This window comes from Scytonema hofmannii PCC 7110 (assembly GCF_000346485.2).
GTDB lineage: Bacteria > Cyanobacteriota > Cyanobacteriia > Cyanobacteriales > Nostocaceae > Scytonema > Scytonema hofmannii.
On record NZ_KQ976354.1, the window covers coordinates 3600445 to 3619462 of the forward strand.

Genomic DNA, 19018 nt, shown 5'->3' on the forward strand with positions numbered 1-19018 from the left:
TGGAAATACCTTTCCATCTATAGATAGGTTATGCAGTTGTGGTAGAAAAGTTTTTATTTGAAAACGACTTCTAGTCGCAAAAGCAAGTACAAATCATAACTTTCCAAACATCCTCTTAAACAAAAGTAATATTATAAGATCTGAAAGATATAGTTGTACGGAATTTTATGTCCTTGAGCCGCGTCTTCTCTCATATTTATCAGGTTAATCTTTGGCAGAGTTCAGAATCTGCATCTGGTCGAGGTTCTGAGGTAGCTACCACGGCTAAGGTTCGAGAGTCTATATCAGCCCTGCTTCAAAATTTGAGTATCAAGTCGATTGTAGATGCTCCCTGTGGTGATTTTAATTGGATGAGCCAGGTTTCCCTAAATAATATTGAATACCTCGGGTTAGATATTGTTCCAGATGTTATAGAACGGGTTCGGGCTAAATATGAAAAACCGGGCTTAATTTTCAAAACAGGCGATCTCACAAGGACGATCTTACCAACTGTAGATTTGATTATTTGCCGAGATGGTCTTGTACACTTATCTTTTAGCGATATCTTTAGTGCTCTAGAAAAGTTTAAGTCCAGTCAGTCTACTTATATGTTGACGACTACATATCCCAACCTTTCTACAAACCGAAATGTAGCTAGTGGATCTTGGCGAGCAATCAATCTTGAGAAACCTCCCTTTAACTTTAGTCCTCCAACACTCATATTTAGCGATCCGTCAGATGATACGGGTTCTCATCCAGATAAATCTTTGGCTCTGTGGTCTCTGAAAGATATTGAGCTTTCGCCTCCTGCTCAGTTCAGTTTTTCATCACTACAAATTAGTGTCATTTCTTTTATTAGACGATTTATTCCCTCTTTTCTGCTTTGATTTGTGAAAATTCACGTTGGATTAAAATTTAGTATATTCTTATACTAAATTTGGCTAGCGCGGAACTTTTCGATCTTATTTAAAGTAAATCTAGGTTAGTATAACCACAGCCGCCGCCCCAACAAAGACTGGATATAATTATGACATTTACCCATTCCCCAGAAGGAGAAGAACGGAAAGTTCAGATCGCGAGTACCGCCTCTATTGATGGAACTCCCGTCGCTTATATTGTTGTTTTAGCAGCAGTAACCACTGCTCTGGCTTTTATTCCCTTCACTATCGTATTAGCATCGGGAGGAGGAATGCCATTGAGCCAGAGTATTTTTCCTTTGTTGGGATGGATACTTGGACCTTTTGCAGGTGCATTAGCCAGTGGTATTGGTACGTTCATTGGAACTTTTCTGGCTCCCTATACCGCAGGTATTCCCATTTTTTCAATTTGGGGAGCAATGCTAGGTAGCTTTACTGCAGGAATTATGGTTTTAGGTTACAGACGCAAATATTGGTGGATAGGATTAACGATTTTTTTCGCCTTTGAGCTTTTTCTGTACACCAACCATGCTCTTCGCAATGGCGTAACTCCTAAAATAGTCCTTGCAGGATCTTTCGTAAACTGGTCAAGTCTTTTACTATTCGCTTTACCCACACGTACCTTGTTTGCTCGATGGATTGCGAGTCAAAAGATTATTCCCTTCATGACGGGTTTATTCTTAGGAACATGGACAGTGTGGGGGCTAATTCACCTTAGTACAATCGTCATAACGTACTATATATTTAATTGGCCTGAAGAAGTATGGATTGTCCTGATTCCTGTCATGCCTGTAGAAAACTTGATTCGTTGTGTAGCTGGTACAGTGATTGGAGCAGGAGTCATTTCCGGACTTAGAGAGATAAATTTAGTGAAACCGAGAGAAGCTATTTATTAAAAGTAATGAAAGCGATCGCTACTTTAGAAAAATTCTCTTATCTTTACCCTAGTTCTCCTGAACCAGTATTAAGAGATATCTCCTTAGAAATTTACTCAGGAGAATTTTTAGGAGTCATCGGACCGACGGGTGCAGGTAAAACTACACTGTGTCTGGCGCTGAATGGAATTGTCCCCCAATTTTACGGGGGACGTTTTTTCGGACATATTACAGTGGTGGGAAAAGACACTCTTGAGTGTCCAATCTCTGAGTTAGCGCGTTATGTAGGGATGGTATTTGAAGACCCCGAAATGCAACTCACTTCGACCTCTGTAGAAAATGAAATTGCTTTTGCTCTGGAAAATTTATGCGTTCCCAGAGATGAAATTTTTAGGCGGATTCCCCGTGTCTTAGAAGCAGTGCGCTTAGAAGGCTGTGAAACAAAAAATCCTCAAGACTTATCTGGTGGACAAAAACAGCGTTTAGCTATTGCTGCTACCTTAGCCTTACAACCTACCCTACTTATTCTTGATGAACCGACCTCTCAATTAGACCCGATTGGTGCTGAGGAAGTTTTTGCGACTGTCAAAGAACTCAATCAAGAATTAGGGATTTCAATTCTTATGGTTTCCCATGCGGCTGAAGAAATGGCTCAATTCGCCGATCGCTTGGCTTTTTTATCTGATGGTCAACTCTTAGATGTGGGAACGCCCAATCAAATTTATTCTCGTATTGAACAATTAACACAACACAACCTGCGTCCACCTCAAGTCGCTCAAACTTTTTACTTAATAGAGCAACGCAAAATTCCCATTAGTCAAATTCCCGTGACTCTCCCTCAAGGTTTGTCTTTGTTGAGCAAGTTATCAACAGAAAATCAGATTGTCCCACCCCCTCAATTTTCTCAAGCTGAAAAGAGTACAAAAACGCCTTTGCTGTCTGTGCAAAACTTAAGTCACATCTATGAAGATGGAACACAATCATTACGTGATGTATCTCTCAATATTCATCGGGGGGAATATGTGCTAATTGTTGGGCAAAATGGCGCAGGAAAAAGTACCTTGGTTAAGCATTTCCTCAACCTTTTACAACCATCTCAAGGAAAGGTCTATGTTGATAATCAAGAGACTAGGACTCTGTCGGTTAGTCATTTAGCTCGTTCCATTGGCTATGTTGCTCAAAATCCTGATAACCAAATTTTTAATACGACAGTAGAAAAAGAAGTCTCGTTTGCTTTACGAAATCTGGGTTACTCGCGCAAAGTCGTAGAGCAACGAACCTATGAAAGTCTGAAGAGTATGGACTTATGGGAAGAACGCCATCTTCATCCCCTTGCTTTACCTAAAGGCGATCGCGCTCGGATTGTGATTGCTGCGATTTTAGCTATGAACCCAGAAATCATTATTTTCGATGAACCAACTATCGGACAGGATTATCGGGGAGCTTGCTCAATTTTGGACGTAAGTCGTGAATTGCATCAGACGGGAAAAACCATAATTGTAATTACTCATCATTTATATCTAATGACCGAATACGCCCAACGGGTTGTTGTTATGGGACAAGGAACTATCCTACTCGACGCGCCTATACGTCAAGCTTATCATCAAACGGAATTGTTACAATCAACCTATTTAACTCCCCCGCAAGCAGTTTTGTTATCTCAAAAACTCTCCGAACTCACCAATCAAGATTATCCTTTACTTACTCCTCAGGAATTAGCCAATTGTTTTAAGTAGCTCTTTCTGATACTCCCTTTTTAAGGCTTTAGCTTCTCTACCCCACCCTAACCCTCCACGCGTGAAAGGGGAGGGAACTGGAAATTCAATTTCCCCACTCTGTTCTTTGCGCTCTTTGCGTCTTTGCGGTTCATAATTTTTACAACTCAAATTAGGACTGCTATATCTTATTATTTTATTTAGGAGATAGGATAATGGGAATTAAAAATTTTCAGACTGTAAAACGAGATTCAATCTTTACTCGTATAGATTTCCGCACAAAATTAGTGCTGATTGGAACAATAACCCTGATTGCTTTTATCTGGGAAAGCCCTATTACTGGAGGTCTGTTAACTTTAAGTGTTACCATTGCTTGTCTTGTAGCAGGAGTCAAGTTAAATTATTTGGGTACTCTGTTGAAAATTATGATTCCTTTTTATATATTCCTCTTACTGAGTATGGGGTTTTTTAATGTCTCTCAGGTAAAATTATTAACCCACAAGGAGGAATTAACTCCGTTGTTGACTGTCCCTTCAAGTTGGTGGTTGGTTGGAGGAGCAAAAATGTCAGTAGAAGGGATTTTATATGGAATAAATGTCATGTTTAAAACCTTGACAATGGTTCTGGTGATTCCGCTAGGAATTTTCACAACTGATGTGAATCAGATGATTGTCAGTATGGTTAAGGCTAAAATTCCTTATAAAATTGTGTTTATTTTTTCGTCTACTTTACGCTTTTTTCCCGTGCTTTTTGAAGAAATACAAGCCATTATTGAAGCCCAACGATTAAGGGGACTAGCTTTTGAAAAAATGGGTTGGCTGCAACGGACTCGAGTCTATGCTACCGTTGCAGTCCCCCTCATTTTAAATGCAATGACTAAATCCCAAACCCTAGAAGTGGTGTTACAATCGAAGGCTTTTTCTGGAAGTTCTCAGAGGACTTATCTTCATGAGTCCATACTTAAAACGACAGATTATTTCATCATAGGAAGCTGCGTAGGATTATTTGTCCTAGCTTTAATTGTCTATTTCGGGTTGGGCGTTGGTCAGTTTGCTTGGCTGATTTATTCTTAAAACACTAAACTCTGACCCATTTCAACACCTTGGGGTCTTTGTTATAGCGGTAGGTAAAGCCATCTTGAGCTGTGATGGACTTGCCAACGCTTGCCTTGCGTCTGATAGTGTTAATGGGAGCGCCTGTTAATCTCTGCATTTCCTTATGAGAAAGCCCTGAAATTGTGCTTACTTCTGGTTGACTTAGGGATTGATTTTGTGGTGAAACATCTATTGTAATTTGAGGGGTTTCGGGATGATTAGTATTAATTTCTTTGTCTTCTGTAATTTGAGGGTTTTTAGGCGGATTAGTACTAATTTCTTTGATTTTTTGAAGGCGATAATCCTGCACAGTCAGAAGTTGCCAACTGGAATCTTGCGAAAGTTCTAAAACCCATTGATGATAATTAAATAAACTTTCTCGATGTCCAACACTGATGAAAGTTGTTTTCGTTTCTTGCAATTGTTGATATAAATTGCTTTCATTGTTCAAATCTAAAGCACTCGTTGCTTCGTCTAATATAGTGAAGCTAGGATGAGTAACTATTAGTCGTGCAAATGCCAAGCGTTGTTGTTCTCCCAGCGATAATATGTTCTCCCAAGGGACTTCTGTATCAAAGCTATCGATTCGAGTCAGCAACTTTTGTAGGTTGACTTGTTGCAAAACTTCTTCAAGTTCAGGGTCGCTCATTTGACGAGTTGTATTCGGATAGAGTAACTGTTCGCGCAAAGTTCCCAGAATTATATAAGGACGTTGGGGTAAAAATAAGACTTCTTCTAGAGGAGGTCGCACCAGACGACCAGTTCCCGCATTCCACAAACCAGCGATCGCTCTCAACAGAGAACTTTTTCCTCGTCCACTCGGTCCGACAATCAGTAAACCTTCCCCTGGTTGAACAGACACAGATAAGTCTTCGACGATGACCTGTTCGTAGTTTGGCGTTTGTAAAGTGACATTCTCAAAAGCCAGACGGTTTTCTTCTAATGTTTTGATAGTACTCACGTTCTCTGGCTGTTGCGTAACACCTTTCAACGCATCCGATAACTCAGCTAAACGATCGACATAACTGGAAAATCTTCCTGAAGTTGCAAATTCTCTGATTAATTCTGCCATAGCAGTAGCAAACAGATTACAAGCTACACTGGCTTGAGAAATTTCTCCAAAATCAATTTCACCTCTAATCTGTAAAGGTCCGAATACTATAAATGGAAATATTTGGATAGCCGCCTGATATCCTCTGTTAAAAATATCCTGAGTTCTCTCCCAATTAATCTTGTGTTTAGTACTTTGAATAATATTACTAAATCTTCGCTGAATTATATTTAATTCTTTTTTTTCCCCCTGAAAAAAAGCTATTGATTCAGCATGATCGCGAACATGGGTCAGGCTATAAGTATAGTCTGCTTCAAATTCGAGTTCCTCTTGATTAATTTTATTTAATTCTTGAGCCAAGTAAACAGCAATTAAGTTGCCTATGATAGTATAAGCAACCAATACAATTGCAACCCATTGGGAAAGAGACCAGAGAATTATTAAAAACACTATCATTTCCAGAACTTTTTCTAGGAAAGTAGCCGAAAAACTGACAGCATTTTTGGTAAGTGGGGAAATTTCTTGGGATATTCGTTGATCTGGATTATCAACATCAGATTTAAAGTTTATCTTATAATAAGAACGATTGTCTAAATATTTTTCTAAAATATGACTATTCAGCCATTGATACCAATCAAGAGCGATTTGTTTTCTAACGAATCTAGAAAATCCTAATAAAAGTGTTACACAGACCAGAGCACCGCCGTAAACCCATAATGCATCAACAAATTTAGTCAAATCTTTTTCTTCAACGATGATATCGAGTAAATAGCGACCAACAAAACTATTAAAGGCAGTTACCCCCACAAGCGCAATGATTAATACTATCAGGAGAATGAGCATTACCCACGAACGAATGACATCAGAAAATGCTCTTCCTCCTGCTTCTGTAGGATACCAGTAAGGTCCCGCGATCGCTCTGACATTCTCCCAAAATTGATTAAAATCCTGGGAAGAATTCTTTGTTGAAGTTTTATCAAGAAAAGTTGGAGATTGCATATCTTAAAAATTTATTTTGGCTCTTGAGGCTTTTCAAATAGATATGGGAAATTACTGACTTCACTCCATTTGCCAAATACAACATCGTATTGTATTATAAGGTAATTGCTCCATCTCTCATCACCGCCTGTAATTTTCTGGCTAATATTTTTACATTTGGTTCATAAAGCATTTGACCGTGGTTTCCAGGTACAGATATGACCTTCACAGGCTTTTGAGTATAAGCTTGCCATCCCCAATCCGGTAAATCGTAATCTGAAATAGCTTGGAGTTCTTGTAAAAGAATCTCATGAACTTCTCGAGCGCGGAATAAAATAATAGGGGCAGAAATTTGATGATGGGGCTGATAATTTGCGTAATTGAGCGTCAGCATTTTCATCACTCCCATATTAGTTTTGAGTAAAGACAGGGTTGAGTGTTCTGGTAGAATATTATGACTGTATAAATACTCTGCCGCCAGATCCCAACGAGCTTGGTCATCAGCTTCCGCAGCTAAATCATCGTATTTCAGTCCTAAAGAAACTCTCTTTAAGGCTTCAATCCGTTGAATGGATTGCCAAATCCAATCAATATCTGCTCTATGAGTTAAATACTCGGGGTGAGAAATCAGTCCGGCGTCAAAAATAGCCAGTAAACTCACCTTTTCACCTTGCTGTTCCAGTTGGGAAGCCATTTCAAAAGCAACAGCACAACCAGAAGAGTATCCTGCTAGTATGTATGGACTCTTGGCTTGCTGTTGGCGTAATAACTCAATGAGCTGACTTGCATGGGCTGCTACCGAGTCGGGGAGTGTGCTAAGTCCGTCTCTTCCTGGAGTTTCAAGTCCATACACTGGTCTTTCAGTGCCTAGATTGATGGCTAAATCTTGAAAATAGAAGCCGTGTCCGTTTGCGCCAGGAAGACAAAATAGAGGGGTAGTGACCAGTGACCAGTGACAGGGTTGGAAAGACAGTAAATCGGGATGGGATTGTTTAGCCTGAGTATGACAGAGTTGTTGTGCCAGTTGAGCAATTGTCGGGTTCTGAAATAAACTGCTTAAGGAAAGTTGTTGCCCAAACACCAGTTGAATATCATTGAGCAATTTCATCGCCAATAAAGAATGACCGCCCAAGTCGAAAAAGCGATCGTGAATTCCAATTTCTTGACGTTCGAGTACAGCAGACCATACCTGTGCTAGTTGTTTTTCAACTTCATTGCGTGGAGCTTCAAATAAGCCTTCAACCCCAATATTGGGAGCAGGTAAAGTTTTACGGTCAATTTTACCATTGGGAGTTAAAGGCAACTTATCCAGTATGACGATCTGAGCAGGTACCATGTAATCGGGTAGACGGGATTTAAGATAATTTTTTAATTGGGTAGACAAATTAGTGGTAATTCCCGTTACGTAGGCAATTAAATGATTGCTCTCAGTTTTATGTAAGGTGACAATTGCTTCTTTAACTGATGGATATTGTAATAAAATTGATTCTATCTCACCGAGTTCAATTCTAAAGCCGCGTAGTTTAATTTGGTCGTCCATGCGACCCAGATATTCAAGGTTTCCATCAGTCCTCCATCTTGCTAAGTCGCCAGTTTTGTAAATTCGCTCGGTGTTACCAAATAATTCAACACATATGAATTTTTCGGCGGTCGTTTCAGGACGGTTGAGATAGCCTCTTGCTAAACCAACGCCAGCGATGCACAATTCCCCTGGTATTCCTGGGGGTAACGGTTGATTGTGAGCATCTAAAATGTAGATGCGGGTATTGGGTAACGGTTTACCGATGGGCGGTTTTTTGCCATTGGGTTCACAAAGAGCGATACTTGCACAAACTGTAGATTCTGTCGGTCCGTAGCCATTAAAAAAACGCCTTCCTTTTGCCCACCGGGTCACTAATTCTGTTGAACAAGCTTCACCAGCAGTCACTACGATTTGCCAATCAGGTAATGTCGCTTGCGGTAATAGGGATAGGACGGAAGGAGGTAACGTGACATGGGAAATTTTGCGATCGCCTAAAAAGTGTACTAAATCTTGAGTGGATAACAAGGTTTCTTTTTTAGCAAGATACAAACAAGCACCAGCGACGAGAGCAGTAGCAATTTCCCAAATTGAAGCATCGAAACTGAAAGAAGCAAACTGAAGCAAACGGCTTTGGGGTTGAATTTGCAAAACTTGGTCAACTGCTAAAGTCATATTAACCAGTCCTCGATGCTCGATCTTTACTCCCTTGGGTCTTCCCGTCGAACCAGAGGTATAGATCGCATAAGCCAAATCTAATGGTGTACTTTGAGGACTGGGATTATCTGTTAATTCAGCAAAAGTTTCCCGATCTAAACAAACGATCTTAAGGGGGTTTTCCAGTTCAGTTAGTGGTAAGTGGTCTAGTAGGAAACTTTGGGTCAACAACACCGATGTCCCAGAATCTTCTAGCATGAACTCAATACGCTCTTTGGGATAATTGGGCTCGATCGGCACATAAGCAGCACCCGCTTTCAGGATACCGAGTACACCAATAATCATTTCTAATGACCGTTCAACGCAGATACCAATGAATGTATCTGGCTGAATTTGATAATTTTGAATGAGATAATGAGCCAGTTGGTTGGCTTTTTGATTCAATTGCTGGTAAGTTAAACTTTGGGATTCAAATACCAAAGCAAGATGATGAGGGTTTTTTTCAACTCGATATTCAAACAGATCGACTAAAGTTTGATTCAGAGGATAATCGGTTTGAGTTTGATTCCATTGCTGTAGTTGCAAAAGTTCCGCCACTGTCATCAAAGGCAGAGTTTTGATAGGTTGGTTTGGGCGATCGATAATTCCCTGAAGCAAAACTTCAAACTGTTCCGCCATCCTTTGGATAGTACTCTTCTCAAAGAGATCGGTAGCGTATTCCCAAGAGCAATTTAACTGGCGATCGCATTCTGTGACCAGAAGTGTTAGGTCAAACTTAGCAAACGGACAGGTTACATCAAGCCATTGAATCTCTAATCCGGGCAAACTCAGGTCGGGACTTTCATTATTTTCCAGCGCCAACATGACCTGGAATAAGGGGTTATAACTCATGCTGCGCTCTGGTTGTAACTTTTCTACCAGAAGTTCAAAGGGTATATCTTGATGAGCATAAGCATCTAAACAGGTTTGGCGAGTTTGTTGCAAGAACTCAATAAAACTTTGCTCCGGCTTGATTTGGTTACGCAGTACCAAGGTATTGACAAAAAAGCCAATTAATAATTCTGTTTGGCTGTGAGTGCGGTTAGCAATGGGAGAACCAATACAAAGATCGTTTTGGCGACTGTAACGAGAAAGCAAAATACTCAAAGCCGCCAACAAGGTCATAAACAGGCTTGCTCCTTGTTGTTGACTGAAAGTTTTAATGGCATCGCTTAATTCCGGCGTCAGAGAGTAGAGATAGCGTTTGCCTCGGTAGCTTTGGTGTGCTGAGCGAGGATAATCGGTAGGTAATTCCAGTAATGAAGTTGCATCCTTGAGTTGATGTTTCCAATAGTCGATCTGGTTTTCTAATACCTCCCCTTGTAGCCAGTTTCGTTGCCAGTTTGCATAATCGCTGTATTGAATGGGTAGAGGAGTCAGGTTTGGGGTTTGACCTCGGGCAAAGGCGGTATAAGCTTGCTGTAACTCACGAACAAACACCCCCATTGACCAGCCGTCACTGACAATGTGGTGCATATTAACGAGCAACACATATTTCTGCTCTTTCAATTGCAGCAGTTTTGCTTTAAACAAAGGTCCGGTATTTAAGTCAAACGGCTCTCGAGCATGAGCATCGATTAAATGCTGGAGAATTGGGGAGTGGGGAGTGGGGAGTGGGGAGTGGGATATTGGGGATTGGGGATTAGGGATTGGGCATTGGGCATTGGGCATTGGGAAAACTTTTTCCCACCCCCTACTCCCTACTCCCCACTCCCTACTCCCCAATTCCATCGTTAAAACTTCGATAGCGTCTAAATTTTGGATAACAACTTGAGGTTGTCCGGCTACTGTAGGAAAATACATTCTAAGACTGGCATGACGGTTTAGCAGATAAGCCAAACTAGAGCGCAGAGCATCAATATTGAGGTTGCCGAACAGTTGTAAAGCGATCGGCATATTGTAGGTAGCTGATGACCCTTGGAGTTGTGCTAACAGCCAGAGGCGTTGTTGAGCAAAGGAAAGGGGCTTTGGAGTATCAGCGCTAATGAGGGGAATTTCCTCTGCCATGACAGTCTTGGCTTTGGCAGCATTTAGGAACGCTAATATATCTGCTTTATGAGTTTGTATCTCCTGCTTCAGCTCGGAAGTAAGGACATTTTTGCTAGTACGAATCCGTAATTTATCATCTTCAGCCCAAATTCGGCAGCCTATGTTCTGCAAACGAAGCATTAAAGAAACTACGTGCTCTTTTTGTGTCATAGTTCAATTTCCTCTTCGTCTGAGTTTAAAGGTTGCATATCTGTAGTGGCGGAATTAACCCAAATGCAGGTATCGAGATAATTCGCCAATTCACTGAGAGTGGGGTACTCAAAGACTTTACGCAGTGGCAGTTCTATTTTGAAGCTGTCCCGGATACGGGCGCACAGTTGGGTCGCTAATAGGGAATGTCCTCCTAAGTTAAAGAAGTTATCCTGGCGGGCTACGCCTACACCTAACGCAGACATCGCTTCATATTTCAGCAACTTCGCCCATAATTGAGCCAGCACTTTTTCTGTCGATGTTACGGGCAATTCAATGTCTGTTGATAAAACTGCTTCATCTGCTATAGGTAAAGCTTTGCGGTCTACTTTTCCATTTGGTGTCAGTGGCAGTTGTTTTAAGACAGTGAAATGACTGGGAATCATATAATCGGGGAGATTTTTTTCCAGAAAGTCTCGCCATTCAACCAATAATGCTGGATCGACTGGATTGGTACGATATTTTAATGGTTGATTTGCGTAATGTTGCCAAGGTTTCAGCCGTAAATTTTTCTCGATCGCAAATCGTGGTAGTGTCACCTGTCCGGGGATATTCCTTTGAAAAACAACATCGTAACAGGAAAACCCTGGAGAGCTATATTGTATAAAAGGCGTATAAGGCAAATCTCGCACCAAAGTTCTGAACACTTCGGGTTCTATCCCTGATTTGGCTTGTGCAACTGCTGCTTTTAAATCTAAAACAGTACCATCTAATTGACCGATTTGTTCTAACATCTCCATTTCTGAGGTTAGACGCGCATTGGGGATATCTTTAATGCCTAGCAAATCCGGTTGCTGAGTCGTTAAAATTTTCTCGATAGTTTCCAGATTCAGTTGTTCGGTTTGCCAATCTAACCATTCCGGTTCCTCCAAAGGTGTGTCGGCTCGATCCAAATAGAGAGTGGCATTATAACGAAAACGGCTCATCTCCGTCAGAGCATAACCCCGTTGCAATTGAATTTGCACTTGACTAATCCGAGGAATTCTTTGTTTGAGGGCAATAAAGAAATCGGGGTCAATCAGTAATTCACCTTCGGTGCGAATGCTTTTTTGAATCTGCAGACGCAAATCCTTGATTGATAAGTCATCGGGGGCGCGCTCAAACTCAACTGACGTCTGGAAAGCTTCCTGTAGATGGAGATTACGCACATCCCCAATAAAGATGGTTCCCTGAGTCGTCACAGCGTTAACAGCCCCCTCCAAAACTTCCAAAAAGTAATCCAAGGAGGGAAAATACTGAATGACAGAATTCATGATAACTAAGTCATGAGCATTTGTCTCTATACCGTCAAACTGGTTAGCTGCACTGTGTTTTAAGGTAATTCTGTCTTGAAGATAGGGGGTAAGGGAAGAGGGATTTTCCCGTGAATGGCTGTCTTGAAAGGATAGTTGTTTGAGATGTTGTTCGATGTGATGCAATGCTTCAGACGAAAAATCTGTACCCAGATAATGCTGACAATGAGGCGCAATTTTAAACAATAACATCCCTGTCCCGCAACCAATTTCCCAAACCCGTTTCGGTTCAAGTTCTAAAATTTGACCAACTATTGTATCTCGCCATTCTTGCATCGCTGCTTGGGGAATGGATTTTCCTGTGTAGCTATCATTCCAACCTGCTAAATTGAGGGTTGGGTCATCGGTTGAGGCTTGTTGTTGAGAGTAGCTATCATTGAAAACTTGCTGCCATAGTCCAACCTGTTCAGCTTGAAGACTTTGATTTTCAAGGTCGTTATCTGTTGGCGTAGGTACAATATAAGCTAGCAAGCGCCGATCAATTGCATCTTCTCCTTTTACAATGACAACTGCTTGCCCAATTTTAGGGTGTTTGGCTAACAAGGCTTCAATTTCGCCCAATTCTATGCGAAAACCGCGCAGTTTTACTTGATTGTCTATCCGCCCCAGGTATTCTAAGTTACCGTCGGGCAACCATCTGGCTAAATCTCCGGTTTTGTAAACTCGTTCTCGTTCGCCAAGCAAGTCGAGTTCGATGAATTTTTCTGCTGTGAGTTCAGGACGGTTGAGATAACCACGGGCTAAAGGGGTACCCGCAATACAAAGCTCCCCAGGAATACCAGGAGGGAGGGCTTGGTTTTGATTGTCTAAGATGTAGATACGCACATTGGCAATTGGTTGTCCTATCAATAGATTGCCAACCAGATCCCTTTTTCCAGTTGCTTCGTAGACACAACACCCCACAACTGTTTCTGTGGGTCCATATTCGTTAATCAACCGAGTCTCAGGGGCATGAGTTAGCCACGGAGTTATCTGGTTAATACGTAATACCTCACCGCCTAAAACCAAAGCATTAACTCGATTCTGCATCATATGCGGTGCGAGTTGCTGATTGAGTATCTCTAGATGCGAAGGCGTAATTTTGATTAGGGAGAGATGGTTATTTTGTTCAAGAATATCTGCTAGGACTTCAATCTCTTGTTTTTCTCTGACCAAAGCAGTGGTACGCCCACAAATTAGAGGTAGATACAGGGAGGTAATCGTTGCATCAAAGCTAAGGGAAGACTGCACGGCTGTCCCTTGCCCTTGCGCTACTGCATAAAAGTTTTTTGCCCAGTGTAAATAGTTAGTTAAACCACGGTGTAGCAATTGTACGCCTTTAGGTCGCCCAGTAGAGCCTGATGTGTAAATGATATAAGCTAAATCATTAGGTTGATGGCAACTTGGGTTTTCTGTCGATTGGTTGGCAAAGTTATCCTTATCTAAACACAGGATTAAAAATTGGGGACTGGGGAACTCGGGGCCCCCTCTGGGGATAAGGGGTAATGGGGACTGGGAAAGAGTTTGTTGATCCCCAATGTCCAATCCCCAATGCTCAATCCCCAGTTTATCTTTGAGTTGACTGTGAGTGAGCAAAATCTGTGCTCCACAGTCTTCGAGCATAAAACGAATCCGCTCTTGTGGGTAGTTGGGGTCAATTGGCACATAAGCCCCACCTGCTTTGAGGATACCAAATAAGCCAATAACCATAGACAGAGATCGCTCCATACAGATCGCGATCGCTAGATTGTTATGCAATTTTTGCTCTTTTTGAAATTGCAACAAATAATTAGCCAATTGATTTGCTTTTTGGTTGAGTTCTTGATAACTTAAGCTGCAATCTTCAAATACAACTGCAATATTATCAGGTGTTTTTGCTACCTGTTGTTCAAACAGAGTCACCAGTGTTTGGTCTTGGGGGTAATTGGTATCGGTTTGATTCCACCGGCGCAGTTGCTGGATTTCTGCTATTGTCATCAAGGGGAGCTGACCAATAATCTGCTGTTGGGTATTTTGGGTCGCGCCAGCGTGCTGTAGGCATATCGCTTCGAGCAAAACTTCAAAGTGTCCTGCCATGCGCCTAATGGTTTCAGCCTCAAATAAATCGGTGGCATATTCCCACATACAATGCAATTGGTCGCCCCTTTCGCAAAGATCCACTGTCAAATCAAACTTAGCAAATGGATAACTTTGCTCCCAGTATTGAATATCCAGCCCTGGTAAATTAACATTCGTCCCCGCACTTTCCGTGTTTTGCAACACCATCATGACTTGAAATAAGGGGTTGTGACTCAGGCTGCGTTCTGGTTGTAACTGTTCTACCAAATATTCAAAGGGAATATCTTGATGAGCATACGCATCTAAGCAAGTTTGACGGATTTGTTGGAGTAACTTGTTAAATTCTTGCTCTGGCTTGACTTGACTCCGCAATACCAAAGTATTGACAAAAAAGCCGATTAACCCTTCTGTATGGCTATGGGTGCGGTTAGCGATCGCAGTACCGACACATATGTCTTCTTGACGGCTGTAACGAGATAGTAAAATACTAAAAGCCGTCAACAGGGTCATAAACAAACTCACCTCGTATTTTTGACTGACTCTTTTGAGTGATAAAGTCAGTTCACTGCTCAAACGATATTCCTCGCGTCCACCTTGGTAACTTTGTTGCGCTGGACGGGGATAGTCAGTCGGCAAATCTAGCAATCGAGGAGCGCCATTTAGTTGTTGTTTCCAGTAATTTTCTTGACTTTCTAAAATATTTCCTTGCAACCAGTTGCGCTGCCAAGCTGCATAATCGCTATATTGAATCGGTAACTCTTCCCAATTCGGAGCTTCACCTCGAAGGAAAGCAAGATAAGCTTGTTGCCATTCCCGCTTGAATACACCCATTGACCATCCATCGCTGATAATGTGGTGCATATTAACAAGCAACACATATTTTTGCTGTTGAAGTTGCAGCAGTTTTGCTTTGAAGAGGGGACCAGTATTTAAGTCAAAGGGTTCTTGGGCATGATTATCGGCTAACCATTGTACCGTTTTTGCTTGAGTCTGGAGATCGAGTTCCTGCAAGTCTACGAACTCTAGCACTTCTATATCCTCTGGATTTTGGACGACGACTTGAGGTTTTCCTTCTACGACCGGAAAATATGTCCGTAAACTAGCATGGCGTTTGAGCACATAGGCAAAACTTGCACGCAACGCTTCTATATTTAAATTGCCCTCAAGTTGCAGAGCCATTGGCATATTGTAGGTAGCCGAGGTTCCTTTCCCTTCAAGCTGGGCTAAAAACCAGAGTCTTGATTGAGCAAAGGACAAAACTTTAGAGTCGTTTTCCGGCTGTGGTGCGATGGTGGTTCGGGCGCAAGGCATTGCGCCCCTACTGTCAATTTCTGTTGCCAACTCAGACAAAATACTCTGCTCAAATACCTTACGGACAGGTAATTCTACCCCAAAAATGTCACGAATACGGGCAACTAATTGGGTTGCTAATAGAGAATGTCCGCCCAGTTCAAAAAAGTTATCTTGACGACTAACAGACTTAGTTTTTAAGAGAGTTTGCCATAACGCAGCCAGTAGTTTTTCTGTTGGAGTGACTGGCATTTCTTCCTCAGTGGAAGTGGCTATATCTGGTGCTGGTAGCGATCGCCGATCTAATTTACCGTTAGGGGTAAGGGGTAACTTATCCAATACCATAATCTGGCTGGGAACCATATAATTTGGCAGGTGAGTTTTGAGGTAGTCCTTGAGTCGATCCCCTAAATTAACAGATTTTTCTATCACCGTAATATATGCCACTAGCCTAGAATTATTATCTGCTTCATGTAAAATTACGACAGCTTCTCTAACTGACGAACAATGCAATAATAACGATTCAATTTCACCCAATTCGATGCGGAAGCCCCGCAGTTTTACTTGGTTATCAAGTCGTCCTAGATATTCTAAGTTACCATCAGTTAACCATCTTGCCCGATCGCCAGTTTTGTAAATTCGTTCGGTTTTGCCGAATAACTCAACTTCAAGAAATTTTCTCTTGGTAGTTTCAGGACGGTTGAGATAGCCCCTTGCTAAACCAACACCAGCAATGCATAATTCCCCAGGTATTCCAATGGGTAATGGTTGATTGTATGCATCTAAAATATAGATGCGGGTGTTAGACAAAGGTTGACCAATGGGTGGTTTTGTGATGTTAGCTTGACAAAGCACGTTGCCTGTGGTAAGTGTAGCGATCGCCGCATTCACCGTCGCTTCCGTCGGTCCGTAACAATTGAAGAAACGCCGTCCCTGCGCCCACCGAGTCACTAATTCTTTTGAGCAAGGCTCACCACCAACACCCAAGTATCGCAAATCACTTAAGGTGGCTTGAGGTAAAACAGATAAGACTGAAGAAGGAAAAAAGCTGTGGGTAATTTTGCGATCGGTTAAGAAGTCAACTAGAATTTGACTGGGTAACAAAGTTTCTTCATTGGCAAGATACAAGCAAGCACCAGTGACAAAAGCCGTTGCAATTTCTGCTACAGATGAATCGAAACTTAAAGAACCAAACTGAAGCAAACGGCTTTGGGTTTGAACTTGAAAAGTGTTAGCGCACGCGAAGCTGAGATTGACAACTGCTCGATGCTCAATCGTGACTCCCTTTGGTCTTCCCGTCGAACCAGAGGTGTAGATAAGGTAGGCTAAATTATTGGGTGTGCTTCTTGGACTGGGATTCTTAGTTGATTCTTCAGCAAAAGTTGTCTCATCCAAACAAATAACTTTATGTGGGTATTCAGTGTTCGCACCAAGTAATTTGTTGAGTAGAAAACTTTGGGTCAGCAACACCGATGTCCCAGAATCTTCCAACATGAACTGAATCCGTCGCTGGGGATATTTGGGGTCAATCGGTACATAAGCCCCACCGGCTTTAAGGATACCGAGTACACCAATAATCATCTCCACAGATCGTTCAACACATATACCAATTAAAGTGTCTGGTTGAATTTGGTGCTTTTGAATGAGATAGTGCGCTAATTGGTTTGCTTTTTGATTCAGTTGCTGGTAAGTCAGACTTTGGGATTCAAACACCAACGCAAGGTTATGAGGATTGTTTTCAACTTGAGCTTCAAACAGGTCAACCAAAGTTCGTTCGAGAGGATAATCAGTTTGAGTTTGATTCCAAATTTGCAGTTGCTGACGTTCATCGTCTGTCAGCAACGGTAAAGAATGAATCGGTTGGTTTGGCTTATCAACAATTCCTTGAAGCAGAATTTTAAAATGTTCCGCCATGCGCCTAATGGTTTTAGCTTCAAACAAATCTGTTGCATATTCCCATTCTCCTCTCAATCCCTGAGGCGTTTGTCGAAACGTCAGTAATAAATCCAAAAAAGTTGTTGTATTTTCCCACTGAAAAAGAGTAACATCCAATCCATGAGTTTCCAATCTTTGCTCTTGTTCATTTTGCAAGCTAAAACCTACTTGGAACAGGGGATGATGGGACAGAGATCGCTCCTGACCCAGTTCATCAACGAGTTTCTCAAAAGGTAAGTCTTGATGGTCATAAGCATTCAGGGTAACTTGCTTCACCCGATTGAGTAACTCTAAGAAAGTTGGATTCCCTTGGAGGTTAGTACGCAAAGCTAGAGTATTGACAAAAAAGCCAATCAGTGTTTCAATTTCCCGACAGTTGCGATTGGCGATCGCAGAACCAACGACAATATCCTCTTGTCCGCTATAACGTGATAGTAAGAGCGTAAATGCTCCCAGTAAAGTCATAAACAGAGTCGTTCCCGACTCCTGACTCAAATGCATCAGCTTCTGCGATAAATCCCGATCGAGTTGCAAGAAGATACTACGCCCCCTAAAACTTTGAACGGAAGGGCGAGGTCGTGTGGGTAATTCTAACAGGGGAGGGACAGCAACCAGTTGTTTTTGCCAGTAATTCAGTTGAGTTTGGAGGATCTCTCCCTGTAACCATTGTCTTTGCCAATAGGCAAAATCAGCATACTGTAACGATAATTCAGGTAAGGGAGACGCTTCGCCAGAGCAAAATGCAGTATAAAGGGCGAACAATTCACGGCGGAATATCTCCATCGACCAACCATCACAAACGATATGATGAATCACGAGCAACAGCAGATGCGATCGCTCAGCCAGTTGCAACAACTTTACCCGCAACAAAGGCGGCTTTGATAAATCAAAAGGCTGTTGCAATTCTTCTGTAGCTAATTGCTGCGCTTTGCTTAACTGGTCTTGTCCGGTCAATTGTCGCCAGTCTAGCACCTGTACCATCAGTTGAAGATGAGCGTGAATTACCTGTATTGGCGAGCCATCGACAACTGAGAAAGTCGTGCGTAAAACTTCATGACGCTGAACAATTTCTCTAATAGCTTGTTCTAAGGCACTTATATTCAGAAATCCCCTAAGTTGCCAAAAAAACGGGACATTGTAGACACAATTTTTGCCTTCTAATTGGTCGAGAAACCACAGTCTTTGTTGGGCAAAAGAGAGGAGAAGGGGTTGTTCCCGCGATACGGGTGTAAGTAGAGGAGTTAACCTGCGATCATTTTGTGAAGATTGCTGTTGCTTTTTCAGTTTTTGTAGGACTAGTTCTCGCTTTTCTGGCGAAAGAGTTTCAAGACGTTTTAGTAGATCGCTCATAATAAATCCTGATACTAATTAATCAGTGACTCTCTCACCTCTTTCCTCTGCG

Annotated in this window: 7 protein-coding genes; 4 read left to right on the forward strand and 3 right to left on the reverse strand. The window is 41.8% G+C overall.

The window, feature by feature from the left end; all coding sequences use genetic code 11:
• Positions 1–167: 167 nt before the first annotated feature.
• From WA1_RS15325 to WA1_RS15340, 4 genes are all read left to right on the forward strand, one after another.
• Positions 168–866 (forward strand): class I SAM-dependent methyltransferase, encoded by a 699-nt coding sequence (locus WA1_RS15325; protein ID WP_017742633.1) that lies wholly within the window; start codon positions 168–170, stop codon positions 864–866.
• 140 nt (positions 867–1006) lie between these two features.
• Positions 1007–1792 (forward strand): hypothetical protein, encoded by a 786-nt coding sequence (locus tag WA1_RS15330; protein WP_017742634.1) that lies wholly within the window; start codon positions 1007–1009, stop codon positions 1790–1792.
• Between the two features lie 5 nt (positions 1793–1797).
• Positions 1798–3507 (forward strand): ABC transporter ATP-binding protein, encoded by a 1710-nt coding sequence (locus tag WA1_RS15335; protein ID WP_017742635.1) that lies wholly within the window; start codon positions 1798–1800, stop codon positions 3505–3507.
• 194 nt (positions 3508–3701) lie between these two features.
• Entirely contained in the window at positions 3702–4559 is an 858-nt protein-coding gene (locus WA1_RS15340; protein ID WP_017742637.1) for an energy-coupling factor transporter transmembrane component T family protein, read from the forward strand.
• A gap of 4 nt (positions 4560–4563) precedes the next feature.
• On the opposite strand, the gene WA1_RS15345 is transcribed toward WA1_RS15340, so the two are convergent.
• From WA1_RS15345 to WA1_RS15355, 3 genes are all read right to left on the reverse strand, one after another.
• Positions 4564–6630: an ABC transporter ATP-binding protein/permease gene (locus tag WA1_RS15345; protein WP_017742638.1), complete on the reverse strand. Its 2067-nt coding sequence runs from the start codon at positions 6628–6630 to the stop codon at positions 4564–4566.
• Between the two features lie 94 nt (positions 6631–6724).
• On the reverse strand, positions 6725–11023 hold the full coding sequence (locus tag WA1_RS15350) for a non-ribosomal peptide synthetase (protein WP_017742639.1): 4299 nt from the start codon (positions 11021–11023) through the stop codon (positions 6725–6727).
• Entirely contained in the window at positions 11020–18966 is a 7947-nt protein-coding gene (locus WA1_RS15355) for a non-ribosomal peptide synthetase (protein ID WP_017742640.1), read from the reverse strand. Before WA1_RS15355 ends, WA1_RS15350 begins: the two co-directional genes overlap by 4 nt.
• Between the last annotated feature and the right edge of the window lie 52 nt (positions 18967–19018).